General features: G+C 70.6%; 15 protein-coding genes and 1 pseudogene. 1 reads left to right on the forward strand and 15 read right to left on the reverse strand.

Features of this window, described 5'->3' with window-relative positions:
• Window positions 1–136: 136 nt before the first annotated feature.
• Window positions 137–2737: a fibronectin type III domain-containing protein gene (locus tag OG747_RS35125; RefSeq protein ID WP_405883377.1), complete on the forward strand. Its 2601-nt coding sequence runs from the start codon at window positions 137–139 to the stop codon at window positions 2735–2737.
• Between the two features lie 132 nt (window positions 2738–2869).
• On the opposite strand, the gene OG747_RS35130 is transcribed toward OG747_RS35125, so the two are convergent.
• The 15 genes and pseudogenes from OG747_RS35130 to OG747_RS35200 all read right to left on the reverse strand — a co-directional run bounded on the left by OG747_RS35130 (window position 2870) and on the right by OG747_RS35200 (window position 18536).
• Complete coding sequence (locus OG747_RS35130; protein WP_405883378.1) at window positions 2870–3607, reverse strand: sirohydrochlorin chelatase; 738 nt, start codon at window positions 3605–3607, stop codon at window positions 2870–2872.
• 7 nt (window positions 3608–3614) lie between these two features.
• Window positions 3615–4550 (reverse strand): ABC transporter permease, encoded by a 936-nt coding sequence (locus OG747_RS35135; protein WP_405883379.1) that lies wholly within the window; start codon window positions 4548–4550, stop codon window positions 3615–3617.
• Window positions 4537–5325: an ABC transporter ATP-binding protein gene (locus OG747_RS35140; protein WP_405885856.1), complete on the reverse strand. Its 789-nt coding sequence runs from the start codon at window positions 5323–5325 to the stop codon at window positions 4537–4539. The genes OG747_RS35135 and OG747_RS35140 overlap by 14 nt, the downstream gene beginning before the upstream one ends.
• 36 nt (window positions 5326–5361) lie before the next feature.
• Entirely contained in the window at window positions 5362–6477 is a 1116-nt protein-coding gene (locus tag OG747_RS35145; RefSeq protein WP_405883381.1) for an aliphatic sulfonate ABC transporter substrate-binding protein, read from the reverse strand.
• Window positions 6478–6697: 220 nt separating this feature from the next.
• The gene (locus OG747_RS35150; protein WP_405883382.1) at window positions 6698–8053 is read right to left on the reverse strand and encodes a sulfate adenylyltransferase subunit 1; all 1356 of its coding nucleotides are present in this window, start codon (window positions 8051–8053) and stop codon (window positions 6698–6700) included.
• A gap of 2 nt (window positions 8054–8055) precedes the next feature.
• Window positions 8056–8994 (reverse strand): sulfate adenylyltransferase subunit CysD, encoded by a 939-nt coding sequence (gene cysD / locus OG747_RS35155; protein ID WP_405883383.1) that lies wholly within the window; start codon window positions 8992–8994, stop codon window positions 8056–8058.
• Window positions 8991–9563: an adenylyl-sulfate kinase gene (gene cysC / locus OG747_RS35160; protein WP_405883385.1), complete on the reverse strand. Its 573-nt coding sequence runs from the start codon at window positions 9561–9563 to the stop codon at window positions 8991–8993. The genes cysD and cysC overlap by 4 nt, the downstream gene beginning before the upstream one ends.
• Window positions 9560–10270, reverse strand: a complete 711-nt coding sequence (locus OG747_RS35165; RefSeq protein WP_405883386.1) for a phosphoadenylyl-sulfate reductase — start codon at window positions 10268–10270, stop codon at window positions 9560–9562. Before OG747_RS35165 ends, cysC begins: the two co-directional genes overlap by 4 nt.
• Window positions 10267–10446 carry a hypothetical protein gene (locus tag OG747_RS35170; protein WP_405883387.1) on the reverse strand — a complete coding sequence of 60 codons (180 nt, stop codon included), beginning with the start codon at window positions 10444–10446 and terminating at the stop codon, window positions 10267–10269. The genes OG747_RS35165 and OG747_RS35170 overlap by 4 nt, the downstream gene beginning before the upstream one ends.
• A gap of 142 nt (window positions 10447–10588) precedes the next feature.
• Window positions 10589–12283: a nitrite/sulfite reductase gene (locus OG747_RS35175; protein ID WP_405883388.1), complete on the reverse strand. Its 1695-nt coding sequence runs from the start codon at window positions 12281–12283 to the stop codon at window positions 10589–10591.
• Between the two features lie 135 nt (window positions 12284–12418).
• The gene (locus tag OG747_RS35180; protein ID WP_309486338.1) at window positions 12419–12502 is read right to left on the reverse strand and encodes a putative leader peptide; all 84 of its coding nucleotides are present in this window, start codon (window positions 12500–12502) and stop codon (window positions 12419–12421) included.
• A gap of 175 nt (window positions 12503–12677) precedes the next feature.
• A complete protein-coding gene (locus tag OG747_RS35185) occupies window positions 12678–13250 on the reverse strand; it encodes a GNAT family N-acetyltransferase (RefSeq protein WP_405883389.1) in 573 nt (190 codons plus the stop codon).
• Window positions 13251–13577: 327 nt separating this feature from the next.
• Window positions 13578–14957 carry a hypothetical protein gene (locus OG747_RS35190; protein WP_405883390.1) on the reverse strand — a complete coding sequence of 460 codons (1380 nt, stop codon included), beginning with the start codon at window positions 14955–14957 and terminating at the stop codon, window positions 13578–13580.
• A 360-nt stretch (window positions 14958–15317) separates the two neighbouring features.
• Window positions 15318–16592, reverse strand: a pseudogene (locus OG747_RS35195) (GAF domain-containing protein); the annotation flags it as partial.
• Between the two features lie 309 nt (window positions 16593–16901).
• Window positions 16902–18536 carry an acyl-CoA dehydrogenase family protein gene (locus OG747_RS35200; RefSeq protein ID WP_405883391.1) on the reverse strand — a complete coding sequence of 545 codons (1635 nt, stop codon included), beginning with the start codon at window positions 18534–18536 and terminating at the stop codon, window positions 16902–16904.

An 18536-nucleotide genomic window follows, 5' to 3' on the forward strand; every position in this document is an offset into this window, starting at 1 on the left:
TGAATCAAGAGCTTATGTAAGGGAGTTGGCGCCTGTTTCTGTCGTTCTCTGCAGAATTCATTGACGGTGGCGCGCCATAGATCCTACCTTTCTCGGCGTTGGGTCCAGGCTGATCCCACGGGAGGGGAACATGCCCATGCGCCGAAGAGCCGCCCTAGTCACCCTGATCTCCACGCTCCTGGCCCTCGGAATCCCGGGGGCCGTGTCCGTGTCCTCCGCCGAGGCCGCGTCCTTTGATCTCTACGTCTCCCCGACCGGGGACGACCACGCGAACGGCACCCTCCAGCACCCCGTACGCACCCTGGAACGCGCCCGCGACCTGGTCCGCGAGCGCGTCGCGGGGATGAAGGGTGACCTGACGGTCCACCTCGCGTCGGGCACGTACCGGCAGACCAAGCCGCTCGTCCTCGACGCCCGCGACTCGGGGACCGGCGGGCACCAGGTGATCTGGCAGGGGACCGGGAACACGGTGATCAGCGGCGGCCGGAAGGTGGCGGGGTGGCGCCCGGTCGACGGGAGGCCTGGCCTGTGGTCCGCGCCCGCACCCCGAGGCCTCACCGACACACGGCAGTTGTACGTCGACGGAGTGCGCGCGCAGCGGGCGCGCGGCGCCGTGCCGGTGACCCTCACCCAGACCGCCACCGGGTACACGGCGTCCTCCGACGTCCTCGCGCACTGGAAGCACCCGTCCGACGCCGAGTTCGTCTACACCAGCGGCGAGTCCCTGTGGAACATCGAGCGCAACGGCCTGGGCCAGTGGACCGAGCCGCGCTGCCGTATCGCCGCAGCCGAGGGCACCACGATCACGATGGTCCAGCCGTGCTGGGACAACTCCAACAAGCGCGTCGAGTTCCCGGACATCCCCGGCCGCACGGTCAGCATGGTCGGGCCCGGCCATCTCACCAACAGCGGTAAGGCGACGTACATCGAGAACGCCTACGAACTCCTCGACCAGCCCGGCGAGTGGTACCTGGACCGCGCCGTGCACCGGGTCTACTACCTGCCCCGCAAGGGCGAGAACCTGGCGCGCGCCGACGTCGAGGCGGCGCAGGCCGAGAAGCTGATCGACGGGCAGGGTACGGCGGACGCGCCCGTCCACGACGTCGCCTTCCGCGGCCTGCAGTTCAGCTACGCCACCTGGCTCACCCCCTCGCAGCCGGAGGGCTTCTCCGAGATCCAGGCGGGCTACACCATCACCGGCGACAAGGGCTGGGCGACGCAGGGTCTGTGTCAGTACGTCGAGGGCGGCACCTGCCCGTTCGCGTCCTGGACCAAGATGCCGGGCAACGTCTCCTTCGCGTACGGGCAGCGCATCGCGTTCAGCGACGACGTCTTCGCCCATCTCGGCGCCTCCGGCCTGGACTTGGGCACCGGCTCGAAGGACTCCACGGTCAGTGGCAGCGTCTTCACCGACATCTCCGGCAACGGGTTGGAGATCGGCGGCGTGGACGGCCAGACCCCGGCCAGTGGCGTCCAGGTGACGGACAATCACCTCTATGGACTGCCCCGCGAGTACCACGGCGGCGTCGCGATCCTCAACGGCTACACCCAGCACAGCACCATCGCCCACAACCAGATCGACCACGTCGGCTACAGCGCGGTCTCCCTGGGCTGGGGCGGCTGGCCCGACAAGATCGGCGACGCGGCGACCCCGAACCCCAGCCACGACAACGCGGTCCGCGACAACCTGATCTTCGACTACATGCAGATGCTCGACGACGGCGGCGGCATCTACACCCAAGGACTCACGGGCACCTCCCTGGCCGACGGCGAGAAGGTCACCGGCAACGTCATCCACGACCAGTGGGGCCTGGGCAAGAACGTCTACACCGACAACGGCTGCACGTACGAGACCGTTGAGGGCAACGTCCTCTACCACGCCTCGTACGCCAACGTCGCCTCCCGCCACACCGACTACCGCGACTCCCTCGGCAACAACGACCCGACCCTCGTCAAGGACAACTGGTGGGAGGAAGGCACGTCCGACGGCGACAACAAGGGCCTGGTGACGACCGGCAACAAGATCATGACGGGACGGTCCGACGTACCGTCGGAGATCCTGGACAACGCGGGACTCGAGCCCGCCTACCAGGGACTGCTGAACCGCCCCGTCGGCGCCGTCTCCACCCCGGAGGCACCGTCCCGCGTCGGTACGAGCACGGCGGGCCCCGACGCCCTGTACGTCACCTTCAATCCGAGCTTCGTGGACGGCGGTTCACCGGTGACGGGCTACACGGCACGGGCGTCCGACGCCACGGGCAAGCAGGTCGGCGAGCAGTCCGTCACGGCGGCCGACTTCAAGCGGACCGCGCTCGTGCGTATCGGTGGCCTCCCGGCCGGCCCGCTCACGGTCACCGTCGCCGCGAGCAACGCCCACGGCAGCGGCGCCCCGTCGCTCGCCTCGCTCCCGCTGACCCCGACGACCGTCACCGCACTGCCGGGCGCACCCACCGGCCCCAAACTGCGTACGGCATCCACCGCGGCCACCGTCGCCTGGACCCCGCCGACGGCCACCGGCGACGCCAAGGTCGTCGGCTACCGCGTCACCGTCTCCGACGGCCGCGACCCGATCGACGTCACGGGCCGCGACGTCCTGGTCGGCCAGCCCTCCGCGAAGGGCATGTTCCGGGTGATCGGAGGCCTGCGGCCGGGCACGTCATACACCGTCACGATCGCGACGGTGACGGCGGCGGGCACGGGCCCGGCGGCCACCGTGACGGCGACCACCCGGTCGTAGCGATCAGTCGGCCGTGGCAGTCGGTCGGGTTCGTCCCGCCAGGTGTCCCGCCGTGCCCAGCACGCGGCGGGACACACCGCGCGCCCCGCGACCGTGAACAGGACGTCGAGCGGTACCCGGCGCGCCGTGCTGTCAGGCGCCGACGGCCGCCAGCGCGGGAACCCGTGCCGCGTCGTACCGCTCCAGCAGTACCCGTGCCACCTCCGGTGCCGGGCCCAGTACGTCGGCCAGGACGTCCGCCTCGGCGGCGCCCCGGGCGATGCGGTCCGGGAGGAAACCGGGGGCGAGGACGTAGGGCGCGACGGCGACGCGTTCACAGCCGAGGGCGCGCAGTTCGCGTACGGCGTCCTCGGTGCGCGGAAGAGATGCGGAGGCGAACGCAGGCCGCACGGCGCACCAACCGGTGCGCCGCCACTCCCGCGCGATTTCTGCGATCACTGCGATCGCCTCCGGGTCCGTGGACCCCGCCGAGGCCAGCACGACCCCGGTCGAGGGCTTGTCCGCGGGGGTCAGCCCCGCCTCGTACAGCCGGCGTTCGAGCGCGGCCGTCAGGAGGGGGGAGGGGCCGAGCACCTCCGCCTGGCGGATGCGCAGCCGCGCCGGGGCCTCCCGCAGGACCGCCGGGATGTCCGCCTTCGCGTGGAAGGCGCGGGTGAGGAGGAGGGGGAGGGCCACCACCTCGCGTACGTCCTCCGCCGCCAGGGACTCCAGCACCCCCTGCACCGAAGGGATGTTGAAGTCGAGGAAGCCGGTCTCCACGCGCAGCCCGGGGCGCCGTGCCCGCACACGTCGTACGAGGGCGTGCACCGTCGCGGCATGACGCGGATCGCGGCTGCCGTGGGCGATGACCAGAAGGACCGGCTGACTCATGACGGGCTCAGCTCTTCACCAGGAGACCGCGGCTGCGCAGCACCCACCGCTCCAGCGGGCTGAAGATCAGCAGATCGATGGCGATGCCGACGAACAGGATGAGGAAGATGGCGAGGAAGACCATCGACATGGAACTGGCGGTGCGGCCGTTCTCCAGCAACTGACCGAGACCGATGCCCAGGTCGGGGGAGGAGGCGATGATCTCCGCCGCCATCAGGGAGCGCCAGGAGAACGCCCAGCCCTGCTTCAGACCGGCCAGATAGCCGGGCAGCGCGGCCGGCATCACGATGTGCCAGGTCCCGCGCAGGCCCGTCGCGCCCAGCGTGCGTCCGGCGCGCAGGAACAGCGGCGGCACCTGGTCGACACCCGACACCAGGCCGTTGGCGATGGAAGGGACGGCGCCCAGCAGGATCACCGCGAACATCATCGAGTTGTTCAGACCCAGCCAGATGACGGCCGGCGGCACCCACGCCACGGAGGGCAGGGACTGCAGGCCGGACAGGATCGGGCCGATCGCGGCGCGGACGAACTTCACGCGGGCCACCAGCAGACCCAGCGGGGTGCCGATCGCCAGGGCGAACAGGAAGCCGAGCAGACCGCGCGAGACGCTCGTCCAGATGTAGTCGAGCAGCGTGCCCTGCAGCCAGGCGTCCTTGACCTCGCCCCAGACGTCGGACGGGGAGGGCAGCTTGCTCGGGTCGGTGACGACCTTGAACGAGATCAGCGACTGCCACACCACCAGCATCAGGGCGACGGCAACGAGCGGCGGCAGTATCTTCTCGACGAAGGTCTGGCGGAAGGACGGCCGGCCCGTGTGGGCCGTCGTCTCCAGGGCGTCGAGGCCCGCTTCCAGGCCTGCCAGATCGCTGCTGTTGCCGTCGTTGCTCTTGCCGTCCTTGACGGACTTGACGGCCGCGTCGGCCTTTGTCTCAGTGCTGGCCATGGCGGCGGATCTCCCCACGCAGTTGTTCGGTGATCTCGACGGAGAGCTCCGCCACGGCGGTGTCCTCGATGCGGCGCGGCTGAGGGATGTCGACCGTCCACTCGTGTGCCACCCGTCCGGGGCGGGAGGACAGGAGAACGACGCGCTGGGCGAGGCGCACGGCTTCGCGCACGTTGTGGGTGACGAAGAGGACGGACAGCTGGGTCTCGCGCCAGATCCGGGTCAGTTCGTCGTGCAGGACGTCCCGCGTGATGGCGTCCAGCGCCGCGAACGGCTCGTCCATCAGCAGCAGCTGGCTGTCCTGGGCCAGGGCACGGGCCATGGCCACGCGCTGGCGCATACCGCCGGACAGCTCATGCACCCGCTTGCCGTACGCGCCCTTCAGCCGGACGAGTTCGAGCAGCTCCTCCGCCTTGTCGCGGCGCTCGGACTTCGCGACACCGCGCAGGCGCAGGGCGAGTTCGATGTTCTTGCCCGCGGTCAGCCACGGGAAGAGGGCGTGCTCCTGGAACATCAGGGCCGGACGCCCGTTGGTCGTGATGCTGCCAGCGGACGGGGCGTCGAGCCCCGCGACCAGGTTGAGCAGCGTCGACTTTCCACATCCCGAGGCCCCCAGGAGGGTGACGAACTCGCCCGGCGCGACATCGAGGGTGATGTCGTCGAGGACGAGCTGCTGCCCTGCCGGTCCGGCGAAGGACTTCGAGACATGCTCGATCCGGGCGGCGTGCTCCACTGCCTCGGCGCTGTCTGCGGCCTTGGCGAGGGTCGTGGCCATGGTCGTCACCTCCTGGGAACTCATCGGTGTGGGTCCTTACTTGACGCCGAGACCGGCGTCGTCGACCGTGCTCTCGCCCGCGGCCGCCAGGACCTTGTTGAGGAGCGTGAGGTCGTAGATCCCGCTCAGGTCGGGCTTCTCCAGCAGACCGGCCTTGACCGCGTGTTCCGCCTCGGTGTTGAGGGTGGCGGCCAGCGGGTCATCGGTGATCTGGATGGAATTCCAGGCCGGGTCGAGGACGCTCGCCGGGAGCTCCTTGCCGGAGTCGACCTTCAGCTGCGCGTTCGCCGCGGCCTTCGCCTGGTCGGGGTTGGCGTTGATCCACTTGTTGGTCTCGACCGAGCCCTTGAGCACGGCCTCGACGACCTTCGGGTGCTCCTTGAGGAACTTCTGCGACACGATGATGTTCGTGATCACGAACTTCTTGTCGGGCCACAGCGTCGACTCGTCGAGCAGCACCTTGCCGCCCTCGGCGACCAGCTTGGACGCGGTCGGCTCCGGCACCCAGGCGCCGTCGATGGAGCCGGACTTGTAGGCGTCCGGGGTGATCTTGTTGTCCGTGCGGACGACCGAGACGTCGCCCTTGCCGCTCTGTGCGTCGACCTTCCAGCCCTGGTCCGCGATCCAGTTGAGGAACGCGACGTCCTGCGTGTTGCCGAGCTGCGGGGTCGCGATCTTCTTGCCCTTGACGTCCTTCAGGGACGTGATCTTCTTCGGGTTGACCACGAGCTTCACGCCGCCGGACGCCGAACCGCCGATGATGCGCAGGCTCTTGCCCTGGGACTTGGTGTAGCCGTTGATCGACGGCGAGGGGCCGATCCAGCCGATGTCGATCGAGCCCGAGTTCAGCGCCTCGATCTCGGAGGGGCCGGCGTTGAAGGTGGCGTACTCCGCCTTCGTGCCGCCCAGCGCCTTCTGGAAGAGGCCTTCCTGGCGGCCGACCAGCGCGGTCGCGTGGGTGAGGTTGCCGAAGTAGCCGATCTTCACGGTGTCGAGACCGTCGATCTTCGCGGCGCCTGCGGCGACGTTCTCCTTCGAGGAGGAGTCGGTCTTCTTCTCGGAGCCGTAGCTGCAGGCGGCGAGCGCCAGAAGGGGAAGCGCGACCGCGGCGGCTATGCCGCGGCTTACCCAGCTTGAGCGGTTGGCAGGCACGGGAGGGGTTCCTCTCGTTGGCCCGGCGGTCACGATCTCAGGTCGTGGCCGGGAGGTCGGCAGGTCTTCGTTTTCGCAGGTGGGGGGAGGGGGCGCGCAAGCAGTGCGCGTACGTCATCACGCACATCGCGCCACTCCGCCCTGCCCGCTGCCGAGGGCGCCGCTGCCGACGCGGCCGCCCTCCTTGGCGAACGTGGAGTAGAAGTCGGTGGACCTCATGTCAGAAGTCCCACCCGTCGTCGTCGCCCTCGTCCTTGACCGGCTGCGGCGCGGCGAACGACTCGCCGACCATGCCGGCGGTCAGCGTGGTGCCGTCGGCCGGGTCGATCAGGATGAACGCGCCGGTGCGGCGGGAGTCGGCGTACGAGTCGAGCGGAAGCGGCTCGGCGGTACGGATCTTGACGCGGCCGATGTCGTTGGCGACCAGCTGACCCGGGTGCGGGTGCAGGGAGAGGTCGTCCAGCGTCAGCCGGGACGGGATGTCCTTGACGATCGCCTTCACCGTGCGGGTGCCGTGCTTGAGCAGCACGCGGTGGTTGACGGTGAGCGGCTGGTCGGCCACGTGGCAGACGGTCGCCTCGACGTCCTGTGTGGTCGGGGGCGCGTCCTTGCTCGGCACGATCAGATCGCCGCGCGAGATGTCGATGTCGTCCTCCAGCAGGAGGGTCACCGACTGAGGGGTCCACGCCACGTCGACCGGCTTGCCCAGCAGGTCGATCCCGGCGACCTTCGTGGAGCGCCCGGAGGGCAGCACGGTCACGCTCTCGCCGACCCGGAAGGTACCGGCGGCGATCTGACCGGCATACCCACGGTAGTCGGGGTGCTCGGCGGTCTGCGGGCGGATCACGTACTGCACGGGCAGACGCGCGTGGCAGTGTCCCAGGTCGTGGCTGACCGGGACCGTCTCCAGGTGCTCCAGGACCGTCGGGCCGCCGTACCAGTCCATGTTCGCGGAGGGGTCCACCACGTTGTCACCGGCGAGCGCCGAGATCGGGATCGCGGTGATCTCGGGAACGCCCAGCTCGGAGGCGTACGCCGTGAACTCCTCGGCGATCGCCGCGAAGACGGACTCCTTGTACTCGACCAGGTCCATCTTGTTGACGGCGAGGACGACGTGCGGGACGCGCAGCAGCGCCGCGACGGCCGCGTGCCGGCGGGTCTGCTCGATGACGCCGTTGCGGGCGTCGACGAGGACCACGGCCAGGTCGGCGGTCGAGGCGCCGGTGACCATGTTCCGCGTGTACTGCACGTGGCCGGGGGTGTCGGCCAGGATGAAGCGGCGGCGCGCGGTCGCGAAGTAGCGGTACGCCACGTCGATGGTGATGCCCTGCTCGCGCTCGGCGCGCAGGCCGTCGGTGAGGAGGGCGAGGTCGGGGGTGTCCTGGCCACGGCTCGCCGAGGCGCGCTCCACGGCCTCCAGCTGGTCCGTCAGGACCGACTTGGAGTCGTGCAGCAGACGTCCGACCAGCGTGGACTTGCCGTCGTCGACGGAGCCCGCGGTGGCGAAACGCAGCAGCGTGGTCGCCGACAACTGCTCGACCGACAGCGGTTCGGTGGGTTCGGTGGTGCTGGTCATGTCTAGAAGTACCCCTCGCGCTTGCGGTCTTCCATCGCGGCCTCGGACATCTTGTCGTCGGCGCGGGTGGCGCCCCGCTCGGTGAGGCGCGACGCGGCGATCTCCGCGATGACCTGATCGAGGGTCACCGCGTCGGAGTCGACGGCGCCCGTGCAGGACATGTCGCCGACGGTCCGGTAGCGGACGAGCCGCTTCTCGACCGTCTCGCCGTCCTTCGGGCCGCCCCACTCACCGCCGGTCAGCCACATGTTCGACCGCTTGAAGACCTCACGCTCGTGCGCGAAGTAGATCTCGGGCAGTTCGATGCCCTCGCGGGCGATGTACTGCCAGACGTCCAGCTCGGTCCAGTTGCTGAGCGGGAAGACGCGGACGTGCTCGCCGGGTGCGTGGCGGCCGTTGTAGAGCTGCCACAGCTCGGGGCGCTGGCGGCGCGGGTCCCACTGGGAGAACTCGTCCCGGAGGGAGAAGACGCGCTCCTTGGCGCGGGCCTTCTCCTCGTCGCGGCGGCCGCCGCCGAAGACGGCGTCGAAGCGCTCGGACTGGATCTTCTCGGTCAGCGGCAGGGTCTGCAGCGGGTTGCGGGTGCCGTCCGGGCGTTCGCGCAGCACTCCGCGGTCGATGTAGTCCTGCACGGAGGCCACATGGAGACGCAGGCCATGTTCGGCGACCACACGATCCCGGTATTCGAGGACCTCGGGGAAGTTGTGCCCGGTGTCCACGTGCAGCAGCGTGAAGGGGACCGCCGCGGGGGCGAACGCCTTCAGCGCCAGGTGCAGCATGACGATGGAGTCCTTGCCGCCGGAGAAGAGGATCACCGGCCGCTCGAACTCGCCCGCGACCTCGCGGAAGATATGGACGGCCTCGGACTCCAGGGCGTCCAGGTGCGAGAGCGCGTACGGGCTGCTGTCCGTCTCCTCGGAGACACTGGCGACGGTCGTCATGCGAGACCCCTTTCGGTGAGCAGCGCATGCAGCGCGGCCGCGGACTCCTGCACGGACTGGGTGTGCGACTCGATACGCAGATCGGGCGAGGCGGGCTCCTCGTAGGGGTCGTCGACGCCGGTCAGACCCGAGATCTCGCCCGCGGCCTGCTTGGCGTACAGCCCCTTCACATCGCGTACGGAGCAGACCTCGACCGGGGTCGCCACGTGCACCTCCAGGTAGGGGGTGCCGCCGGTTCGGTGGCGCTCGCGCACCGCCTCACGGCTGTCCGCGTACGGCGCGATCACCGGGACGAGCGCCTTGACGCCGTTGCGGGAGAGCAGCTCGGCGAGGAAGCCGATGCGCTGCACGTTCGTGAAGCGGTCCTCGCGCGAGAAGCCGAGGCCCGAGGAGAGGAACTCGCGGATCTCGTCGCCGTCGAGCACCTCGACACGGTGGCCCTCCGCGCTCAGCCGGCCGGCCAGCTCGTACGCGATGGTGGTCTTGCCGGCACTCGGCAGACCCGTGAGCCAGATGGTGGCTCCGGTCGTCACTTGCTGCTCCTGGGAGATCTGGATGGTCGTGGTCATTCGTGCAGCCCGCACTCGGTCTTGGCGCGGCCCGCCCAGCGGCCCGCGCGCGCGTCCTCGCCCTCCAGGACCCGGCGGGTGCAGGGCGCGCAGCCGACGGAGGCGTAGCCGTCCATCAGCAGCGGGTTGGTGAGCACCCCGTGCTCGGCGACGTAGGCGTCCACGTCGTCCTGCGTCCAGCGGGCGATGGGCGAGATCTTGACCTTCCGGCGCTTCTCGTCCCAGCCGACGACCGGGGTGTTCGCGCGGGTCGGGGACTCGTCGCGGCGCAGTCCGGTCGCCCAGGCGTCGTACTTGGTCAGGCCCTCTTCCAGGGGCTTGACCTTGCGCAGGGCGCAGCACAGGTCGGGGTTGCGGTCGTGCAGCTTGGGGCCGTACTCGGCATCCTGCTCGGCGACGGTCCGGCGCGGGGTGAGGGTGATGAGGTTGACGTCCATCACGGCCTCGACCGCGTCGCGGGTGCCGATGGTCTCGGGGAAGTGGTAGCCGGTGTCGAGGAAGACGACGTCCACGCCGGGCTGGGCACGGGAGGCGAGGTGGGCGACGACCGCGTCCTCCATGGACGAGGTCACGCAGAACTTCTTGCCGAAGGTGTCGGCGGCCCACTGGAGGATCTCCAGGGCGGAGGCGTCCTCCAGGTCGCGCCCCGCCTGCTCGGCGAGGCTCTTCAAGTCCTCGTCCGTACGCTCTTCCTGAATCGTCGTCATATCTCTGCCCCTCCACGGTCGTCCTGCTGAAGCCCCCGGGCCAGCAGCCCGAGGAACTTCAACTGGAAGGCTCGATTGCACGCCGCGCATTCCCACGCGCCGTGGCCCTGCTCGCTCGGACGAAGGTCTTCGTCACCGCAGTAGGGGCAGTAGAAGGGGGCGGCCCGCTCGCTCATGACAGCGCCGCCCTTCTTTTCGTGGCTCGGTTCGCCTCCGGGGCGCTCCAGCCTCCGTCGACGGTCGACCGTGCTCGACCGCTGCGCGGCCTCCGTGCGCTCGCCCTTTCGGCGGAGGCGCGCCCCTTCGGCTCACTCGCCCTCACGACAGCGCCTCCTCAGAAGCGCGGGCGGCCCAGGTGGCGAAGCGCTCGCTGTCCTCGCGCTCCGCCTGGAAGCGCTTGAGGACCCGCTCGACGTAGTCGGGCAGCTCGTCCGAGGTGACCTTCAGGCCACGGACCTTGCGGCCGAAACCGGCCTCCAGGCCGAGCGCGCCGCCCAGGTGCACCTGGAAGCCCTCGACCTGCTCGCCCTGGTCGTTGAGGACCAGCTGGCCCTTGAGGCCGATGTCCGCGACCTGGATACGGGCGCAGGCGTTCGGGCAGCCGTTGATGTTGATGGTGATGGGCTCTTCGAACTCGGGGATGCGGCGCTCGAGCTCGTCGATCAGGGAAGCACCGCGCGCCTTGGTCTCGACGATCGCGAGCTTGCAGTACTCGATGCCGGTGCAGGCCATCGTGCCGCGTCGGAAGGGGGAGGGCTTCACGGTCAGGTCGAGCGCTTCCAGGCCCTCGACGAGCGAGTCGACCTGCGCCTCGTCCACGTCGAGGACGATCATCTTCTGCTCGACGGTGGTGCTCAGACGACCCGAGCCGTGCGCCGCGGCCAGCTCGGCGATCTTCGTGAGGGTGGTGCCGTCCACGCGGCCGACGCGCGGCGCGAAGCCGACGTAGAAGCGGCCGTCCTTCTGCCGGTGCACACCGACGTGGTCGCGCCAGCGGGCGACGGGCTGGTCGGGCGCGGGGCCGTCGACGAGCTTGCGCTTGAGGTACTCGTCCTCCAGGATCTGGCGGAACTTCTCCACGCCCCAGTCGGCGACCAGGAACTTCAGGCGGGCGCGGGTACGCAGGCGCCGGTAGCCGTAGTCGCGGAAGATCGAGATGACGCCCTCGTAGACGTCCGGGACCTCGTCGAGCGGGACCCAGGCGCCGAGGCGCTGGCCGATCTTCGGGTTGGTGGAGAGGCCGCCGCCGACCCAGAGGTCGAAGCCGGGGCCGTGCTCCGGGTGGTTCACGCCGACGAACGCGATGTCGTTGATCTCGTGCGCCACATCGAGGAGCGGCGAGCCGGAGATCGCGGACTTGAACTTGCGGGGCAGGTTCGAGAAGTCCTTGTTGCCGATGATCCGGCGCTGGATCTCCTCGATGGCCGGGGTGCCGTCGATGATCTCGTCCTCGGCGATCCCGGCGACGGGCGAGCCGAGGATGACGCGGGGCGTGTCACCGCAGGCCTCGGTCGTGGACAGGCCCACGGCCTCCAGGCGCTCCCAGATCTCCGGGACGTCCTCGATGCGGATCCAGTGGTACTGCACGTTCTGGCGGTCGGTGAGGTCGGCGGTGCCGCGCGCGAACTCCTGCGAGATCTCGCCGATGACGCGCAGCTGGTCGGTGGTCAGCCGGCCGCCGTCGATGCGGACGCGCAGCATGAAGTACTTGTCGTCCAGCTCCTCCGGCTCCAGGATCGCGGTCTTGCCGCCGTCGATCCCGGGCTTGCGCTGGGTGTACAGCCCCCACCAGCGCATCCGTCCACGGAGGTCATTGGGGTCGATCGAGTCGAAGCCGCGCTTCGAGTAGATGGTCTCAATGCGTGTCCGCACATTGAGACCGTCGTCGTCCTTCTTGAACTGTTCGTTTCCGTTGAGCGGGGTGAAGTGACCCACGGCCCACTGACCCTCGCCGCGGTGACGACTCACCTTGCGGCGGGGCGCGGCATCGGGGTTCTGCGGGGTGGCGGCCATGGTTGATACGTCCTTCGGGACTACGGGACAGGAAGGAGGGCAGCTCTCGCCTGCGCATATGGGCGCATACGGAAGTACGCGCGCGTCATTGCGCAGAGGGAGGCAAAGGGGAAAATGTCGGCTGGGCGGGGGCTGTCAGCTCGCCGGACAGATGGCGCTGGACATGCGGCCGAGGTCGACGTGCCGCCGACTCACCAAGGCAATTCCAGTTCCAGACATGACGGAAGCGTGTCACGGGGATCTCGGACCAGTCCACCGTCATCCACCATGTGGACACCCTTGTCCCGAATGGCGAGACAAGGGTGTTGTCGGTCACACGTCTGGGCATTCATGGGCGGTGCGACGGCGGCCCGGTGACGGGCCAGGGGTGGGCCAGGGGTGGGCCGATGGCAGGTCAGACGGCCCGTGCCCCCGGCCAGGGTCCGGGCGTGGCGACCTCCGGCTCCTCCTCCACCTTGGTGTCGAAGAGCTTGAAGCCGCGGCGCAGATAGTTGTCCATCGCGTGCTCCCCGTCCTTGCTGCATGTATGCAGCCAGACACGCTTCGTCTCGGCCCGTCCCGGCCAGCGCTCCGCCAGGTCCCAGGCGCGCGCGGCCCCGTACGAGAGGAGGTGGCCGCCGATCCGGCGCCCCCGGAAGGCGGGGATCAGTCCGAAGTACATGACCTCCACGACGCCGTCGTCCTGCGGGTCCAGCTCCACGTAGCCCGCGGGCGTACCCCGGTCGTAGGCGACCCAGGTCTCCGCGCCGGGCCGCTCCAGAGCCTCCTGCCACTGCGCGTACGTCCAGGTGAGCCGGTCGGTCCAGCGGATGTCCCCGCCGACGGAGGCGTACAGGAAACGGCTGAACTCGGGCGAGGGGACCTCGGAGCGCACGATCCGGACGTCCCCGGCGGGCGCGATCGCGGGGAGCAGGTCGGTCGGGGCCGTCTGCTCCAGGGACCAGGTGGTCACAGTGACGTTGCTCATGCGGGCCAGGGAACCACGACGCCGCACCACCCTCCAAAGCGAGCCGGCCGACGGCGCCGGACAGGGTGCTCGCCCCCGCCGCCCCTACCCGTCCCATCCTCAACCCGGGGCTCCGCCCCAGACCCCCGCTGGGGGCTGCGCCCCCAGACCCCTCATCGGCCTGAACGGCCTCGTCCTCAAACGCCGGACGGGCTGAATGATGCGGGCCGGGGTGAGGCTTTCAGGGGCGCGGGGCTGTGACACTGTGCGGCTCCGCCGCGTGGGCGCGACCGGCCCCCATCCAGCCGCAGTCAAAAAGCCCACCCGGGGGGCCTGGGGGCGGAGCCCCTAGCCCAGTGACCTGTCCACCGCTGCCAGTGGAACCGCGTACAGCACCCGCTCCGGCACGGTGTCCGTGCCCGTGCCGCTCAGGGTCCACAGTTCGCCGGTCTCCTGCCAGTAGGACAGGGAGGCGGTGTGCAGGCCCCAGCAGGCGTAGGACTGGTCCGCGGTGCACTGGACCGCCTCGGTGCCGCTTCCGCTCTGGCGCCACAGGGTGCCGTGTCTGCCGCCGCTGTCAGGGGTGTGGCCGACGTACCAGTCGGCCTTGCGCGCACCGGCGGGCGTGTGCGAGAGGACGCCCGAGAGCCCGCCGGCCTTGGTCGTGTACGCCTCGCGCGCGTCGACGCGGCCCAGGGAGTCGTCGGCGAGCAGGCCCTCGCGGTCCGCGACGGTGCTATAGGAGTACCGCCAGATCCTGGTCCGCGCGTCGTCGCCGGATGTGAGCCCCTCCGTCGCGACCAGGCTGTCCGGCGTCGAGGTGCGGTCCAGCGAGAGGGAGCCGAAACAGGGGTTCGCCCCGGTGTCGCCCGAGCCGCAGGTGCCGCCCGCCGGGCTGTACGAGCCGACGGCCGGCAGCACGTACTGGTAGCCGTGCGCGGAGTAGCCGCCGCTCACCTTGCCGATCACGCCGCTGTTCACGCCAGCCTTCAGGATGCGGTGCAGGTCGAAGACGAGCAGGGCGTCGTCCTGGCCCGCGCCGTTCTGCGCGGTGACGATCAGCTTGTCCTGGTACCAGACCATGCCGCCCATCCGGGAGCGGACCGCGCCGAAGTCCTTGCCGCCGTCGCGCGGGGCGACCAGCAGCACCCAGCGGTACTTGAGGGCCGCCGGGTCGGTCGCGTCGATGAAGGCGACCCGGGCCAGCCCCCGGTCGGTGGCGGAGGCGCCCGCGGCCCGGTCGTTGTGCGTCCAGCCCGCCAGAATGACCCGCTGCCCGCCCCACTGGCCGTCGTCGTCGGCGTCCCCGGAGGTGGTGACGGAAGCGGGCAGCCACTGCTGGGTCCGCGCGTCGTCGCCGGCCCAGCAGTACGCGCGCGTGGCGACCGGTTCGAGCGGCAGCGCGGCCCGCTCGGTGTCGGAACAGTCGGCCCCGTCGCGCATCGCGTGGTCGGCGCTCGCCAGGACGCCGGTGACGCCGACGTTGCCGCCCATGCTCCGGGTGAGTGTGCTGAGGGTGTCCTCGGCGACCAGGTTCTCGTGCAGCCGGAGCCGGCCGGTCTCCGAGGCCGAGGTGAGCGGGGTCAGCGCGCCCGGACTGTTGCTGCCGGTGGCCTGGGAGGTGCTGATCAGCGTGGCGGCCGCGGTGAGCGCGAGGGCGGTTCCGGCCAGGGTGGCGCGCAGCGCCTGTCCTCTTCGCCTACGACGGTGCCTGCCGCGGTGCTTCATGCGTCCTCCCGAGGAAGGCCAACTGCCTCTCATGATCAGTGCGTTGACGGAGAGACGGGTGGGGTGGCCTGTGAGGGGATGCTACGTCAGAGAGCCACGTGCCTGGCCAAGGACCCGGGAAGACGGTCGCGAAATACGCTCCAGGTGGCTCTCGGGGGACATATTCAGCCTTTTGGGGGATGTATCCGGCCTCTTGGCGGACGTATCGGACCTCTGGAGCGAGGCTTCGTACCTCTGGAGCGACGCTTCGGGCCGCTCGGGAGGTACGTCCGGCTCCGGTGCGGTACCAGGCGTACAAGGGATGCCAGGGGTACAGGACGTACAAGGGATGCCGGGAGTACAAGAGGTCCGAGGGGGCCCGGAGGCGCGCGCCCTGCGCACCGCGGGCGCCGTCGAGTGCGGAAGCAGGTCCCGGGGGTCCTCCGGCAGGACCAACTCGACCTCCGCGTCCTCGCGGAAACGATACGGCCGGTGTTCCAGAAACGCCCCGAGATACCGCCGTACGCGCGACATCTCGGCCCGCACCGTCACCGTGCGGCCAGGGTCGTCGAACAGATCGTCGGCGAGGCCCGCGGCGCTGTGGCCGGCCGGGCGTACGGCCAGCAGATAGAGCAACTCGGCATGGCGAGGGCTCAGTTCGTGGCGCCAGGAGCCCGCGTCGGACACCACGGTCACCGAGGAGCGGCGCGGGCGCGCCAGGTCCAGGACGATCCGCGCGGCCCGCCGGGGTTCCGGCTCGTCGGCGGCCCGGAGCAGCCAGCCGCCGGGCAGCGGTTCCACCTCGCAGGGCCCGAGGGACGGCAGCCAACTCCGCCCGGGGGCGAGTGCCTTGGGCAGCGCGAGCCGGTTCGTGTACGGCATCCCGGTGACCGCGGCGGTCCAGCCGTCCTGGTCCACCGCGAGGGCGCGCCCGCCGAGCCGGGCCAGCACCGGCGCGGCCACCGCGCGCAGCCCCTCCAGCGAGGTCAGGTGCAGCTCGCGCAGCCGTGCCTCGGCGAGCTTGGCGACCGAGCCGACCAGGGCGAGCGTGGCCGGGTGCAGGGTGTCCAGCGGTCCGCTCACGTCCACGACGCCGATCAGACCGCCGTCGCGCGGGTCGGTGATCGGGGCGCCGGTGCACGTCCACGAGTGGTGGGTGCGCACGAAGTGCTCGGCGGAGAAGACCTGGACGGGGCGGCGGGTCACCAGCGGGGTGCCCACGCCGTTCGTGCCGACGACGCCCTCGCGCCAGTCCGCGCCGAGTTCGAAGCCGAACCCGTCCGCCTTGCGCAGCACCGACGCGCTGCCCTCGCGCCACAGCACCCGGCCGTCCGCGTCCGCGACGACCATGATGTGGTGGGCGACGTCCGCGACCGAGAGCAACCCCTCACGCAGCACCGGCAGGACGTGCCGCAGCTCCGAGGTCTGCCGCCGCCGCTCGACCTCGTCGCGGGCCAGCAGCCCGGCCCGGAAGTCGTGGTCGGGGTCGACGCCGCCGCGCAGCATGCGATCCCAGGACTGCTCGATCACCGGGCGTGGCGCGACGCGGGCGGGCTGCCCGGCGAGCGTGGCGTCGCGCACCTCGCGCAGCACGCGGGCCGCCTGCGCGGCGTCCAGGGCGGCGAGCCGGGTCACGTCGATCGGCGAGTGCGCCACGGAATCCTCCCCGGACGGGCTCGGGCACGGGTGGCCCACCACTTCCCGGCCCTTTTCGGCCACGGTCACCCGGGCCCGTACTGACTGCTGTTCTCATAGTGCCGCCCGGCGCCGCCGGAGGGACACAGTCCGGCCACAGAAGCCGGAAAAGTTGCAACCCCCTGCAACCCTGGCGAACAGCCGTACGGGGTCGGAAACTTGAGCAACGCCGCCGTGCGGCGTTCGTGCTCCTCACGACGGGGCCGGAGAGCGGGGGTGGTGCCGTGTCGGCGCAGCACCACCCCCGCGCCACCCGGTGCGGAGATCGGCTCAGGAAACCGGCCGGGCCCGCTCCACCACCGTGGCGAGATCCAGACTGTGCGGCAGGGTGCCGAAGGCCGCACCCCAGTCGCCGCCCAGCCGTGAGGCGCAGAACGCGTCGGCGACCTCCGGGGGCGCGTACTGGACGAGCAGCGAACCCTGCAGCACCAGCGCGATGCGCTCCGCCAGCCGCCGGGCGCGGCCCTCGATACCGTCCAGGTCCGCGAGTTCGGCCAGCAGGTTCTTGATCGCGCCGTCGAGGCGGTGGTCGGCGCCGCGCGCTCGGCCGATCTCCTTCAGGAACGCGTTCAGCGCCTGCGGCTCACGCTGGAGCGCGCGCAGCAGATCGAGGGCCTGGACATTGCCCGCGCCCTCCCAGATCGAGTTGAGCGGCGACTCGCGCAGCAGCCTGGGCATACCGGACTCCTCGACGTACCCGTTGCCGCCCAGGCACTCCAGCGCCTCCACCGCGACCGGAGTGCAGCGCTTGGTCACCCAGTACTTGGCGGCCGGCACCGCGAGCCGCAGAAACGCCCGCTCGTCCTCGCCGCCGTCGTCGTACGCCGCCGCGAGGCGCATCGCCAGCGTCGTCGCCGCCTCCGACTCCAGCGCCAGGTCCGCCAGGACGTTGCGCATCAGCGGCTTGTCGATCAGCTTGCCGCCGAAGGCCTCCCGGTAGGTGCAGTGGTGCACGGCCTGCGCGACGGCCTGCCGCATGACGGCCGCGGCGCCGAGCACACAGTCCAGCCGGGTCACCGCGACCATCTCGATGATGGTGCGCACCCCGCGCCCCTCGTCCCCGACCCGGCGCGCCCAGGTCCCGTCGAACTCGACCTCGCTCGACGCGTTCGACTTGTTGCCGAGCTTGTCCTTGAGCCGCTGGATGCGGAACACGTTCCGGGTCCCGTCCTCCAGCACCCGGGGCACCAGGAAGCAGGTCAGCCCGCCCGGAGCTTGCGCCAGCACCAAAAACCCGTCGGACATCGGCGCCGAACAGAACCACTTGTGCCCCGTCAGCTCATAGGTCCCGTCCTCGGCGAGCGGCCGCGCCTCGGTCCTGTTCGCCCGAACGTCGCTGCCGCCCTGCTTCTCCGTCATACCCATCCCGAAGAGCACACCGGCCTTCTGGGAGGCGGGCCGCAACCCCTGGTCGTAGACGGTGGACGTGAGCAGCGGCTCCCAGAGGGCGGCGAGCGCGGGGTCGGTGCGCAGGGCGGGCACCGCCGCGTGGGTCATCGACAGCGGGCAGCCGTGGCCCGCCTCTGCCTGCGTCCAGACGACGAAGCCGGCCGCGCGCCTGAGGTGTCCGCCGGGGCGGTTCCAGGCCGCCGTCAGCCCCGCCGAGACGCCCTTGCCGAGCAGTCGGTGCCAGGCGGGATGGAACTCGACCTCGTCGACGCGGTTGCCGTAGCGGTCGTGGGTGCGCAGCTTCGGCGGGTTCTCGTTGGCGAGCACCCCCCACTCCTGCGCCTGCGCGGAGCCCGTCGTACGCCCGAGCGTGGAAAGCTCCTCGCGCGCCTCGTCGAGAAGCCCTGGATCCAGATGCCGTTCGACCGCCTCCACGAGGGCCCGGTCGGCGGCAAAGACGTCATATCCGACCAGGGGCGGAGCCTGGTTGGTCACGGTGTGGGTGCTGGCTGCCAT

Origin of the sequence: Streptomyces sp. NBC_01384 (assembly GCF_045040035.1) — a bacterium.
GTDB lineage: Bacteria > Actinomycetota > Actinomycetes > Streptomycetales > Streptomycetaceae > Streptomyces.

What these genes read in the sequence shown, in the direction of transcription:
- OG747_RS35125 (WP_405883377.1), top strand. Translation starts at nt 137, where the DNA reads ATGCGCCGAAGAGCCGCCCTAGTCACCCTGATCTCCACGCTCCTGGCC.
- OG747_RS35130 (WP_405883378.1), bottom strand. Translation starts at nt 3,607, where the DNA reads ATGAGTCAGCCGGTCCTTCTGGTCATCGCCCACGGCAGCCGCGATCCG.
- OG747_RS35135 (WP_405883379.1), bottom strand. Translation starts at nt 4,550, where the DNA reads ATGGCCAGCACTGAGACAAAGGCCGACGCGGCCGTCAAGTCCGTCAAG.
- OG747_RS35140 (WP_405885856.1), bottom strand. Translation starts at nt 5,325, where the DNA reads ATGGCCACGACCCTCGCCAAGGCCGCAGACAGCGCCGAGGCAGTGGAG.
- OG747_RS35150 (WP_405883382.1), bottom strand. Translation starts at nt 8,053, where the DNA reads ATGACCAGCACCACCGAACCCACCGAACCGCTGTCGGTCGAGCAGTTG.
- cysD (WP_405883383.1), bottom strand. Translation starts at nt 8,994, where the DNA reads ATGACGACCGTCGCCAGTGTCTCCGAGGAGACGGACAGCAGCCCGTAC.
- cysC (WP_405883385.1), bottom strand. Translation starts at nt 9,563, where the DNA reads ATGACCACGACCATCCAGATCTCCCAGGAGCAGCAAGTGACGACCGGA.
- OG747_RS35165 (WP_405883386.1), bottom strand. Translation starts at nt 10,270, where the DNA reads ATGACGACGATTCAGGAAGAGCGTACGGACGAGGACTTGAAGAGCCTC.
- OG747_RS35170 (WP_405883387.1), bottom strand. Translation starts at nt 10,446, where the DNA reads ATGAGCGAGCGGGCCGCCCCCTTCTACTGCCCCTACTGCGGTGACGAA.
- OG747_RS35175 (WP_405883388.1), bottom strand. Translation starts at nt 12,283, where the DNA reads ATGGCCGCCACCCCGCAGAACCCCGATGCCGCGCCCCGCCGCAAGGTG.
- OG747_RS35180 (WP_309486338.1), bottom strand. Translation starts at nt 12,502, where the DNA reads ATGTCTGGAACTGGAATTGCCTTGGTGAGTCGGCGGCACGTCGACCTC.
- OG747_RS35185 (WP_405883389.1), bottom strand. Translation starts at nt 13,250, where the DNA reads ATGAGCAACGTCACTGTGACCACCTGGTCCCTGGAGCAGACGGCCCCG.
- OG747_RS35190 (WP_405883390.1), bottom strand. Translation starts at nt 14,957, where the DNA reads ATGAAGCACCGCGGCAGGCACCGTCGTAGGCGAAGAGGACAGGCGCTG.
- OG747_RS35200 (WP_405883391.1), bottom strand. Translation starts at nt 18,536, where the DNA reads ATGGCAGCCAGCACCCACACCGTGACCAACCAGGCTCCGCCCCTGGTC.